1 protein-coding gene is annotated in these 1016 nt (G+C 62.4%); it reads right to left on the bottom strand.

What is annotated here, in order from left to right:
* Positions 1–1016 (bottom strand): ketol-acid reductoisomerase (gene ilvC / locus HV796_RS42705; protein WP_175233610.1); only part of this gene is annotated, 1016 nt, incomplete at its 3' end.

Genomic DNA, 1016 nt, shown 5'->3' with positions numbered 1-1016 from the left:
TAGTTCTTCGACTGGTCGACGAGCTTGTTCTTTGCGATCCACGGCATCATCGCGCGCAGCTTCGTGCCAACCTGTTCAATCTGATGCTCAGCCGTGAGACGGCGGCGCGACTGCAGCGTCGGCGCACCCGCGCGGTTTTCGATGATGAAGCTCTTCGCGTATTCGCCCGTCTGGATGTCCTTCAGCACGTCCTTCATCACCTGCTTGGTCTGTTCGGTGATGATGCGCGGACCCGTCACGTACTCGCCGTACTCGGCGTTGTTCGAGATCGAGTAATTCATGTTCGCGATGCCGCCCTCGTAGATCAGGTCGACGATCAGCTTCAGTTCGTGCAGGCACTCGAAGTACGCCATCTCCGGCGCGTAGCCCGCTTCGACCAGCGTCTCGAAACCGGCCTTGATCAGATCGACCGTGCCGCCGCACAGCACCGCCTGCTCGCCGAACAGGTCGGTTTCGGTTTCTTCGCGGAAGTTCGTCTCGATGATGCCGGCACGGCCGCCGCCATTAGCCGCCGCGTACGACAGCGCGACATCGCGCGCCGCGCCCGACTTGTCCTGCGCAACCGCGACCAGGTGCGGCACCCCGCCACCCTGCGAATACGTGCTGCGCACCGTGTGACCCGGCGCCTTCGGCGCGATCATGATCACGTCCAGATCCGCGCGCGGAATCACCTGGCCGTAGTGCACATTGAAGCCGTGCGCAAACGCAAGCGCCGCGTTCTGCTTGATGTTCGCGTGCACTTCGTTTTTGTACACCTCGGCGATCTGCTCGTCGGGCAGCAGCATCATCACGACGTCCGCGCCCTTCACGGCCTCGCCCACTTCCTTCACGGTGAGACCGGCGTTCTCCGCCTTGCTCCACGAAGCGCCGCCCTTGCGCAGACCGACCGTCACTTTCACGCCGCTGTCCTTCAGGTTCAGTGCGTGCGCATGGCCTTGCGAGCCGTAGCCGATGATCGTGACCTGCCTGCCTTTGATCAGGGAGAGGTCGGCGTCCTTGTCGTAGAAAACTTTCAT

This window comes from Paraburkholderia humisilvae (assembly GCF_902859855.1).
GTDB classification, from domain to species: Bacteria; Pseudomonadota; Gammaproteobacteria; order Burkholderiales; family Burkholderiaceae; genus Paraburkholderia; species Paraburkholderia humisilvae.
Note: the sequence above shows the minus strand (reverse complement) of the source record. Positions and strands in the feature narration are given on the sequence as shown.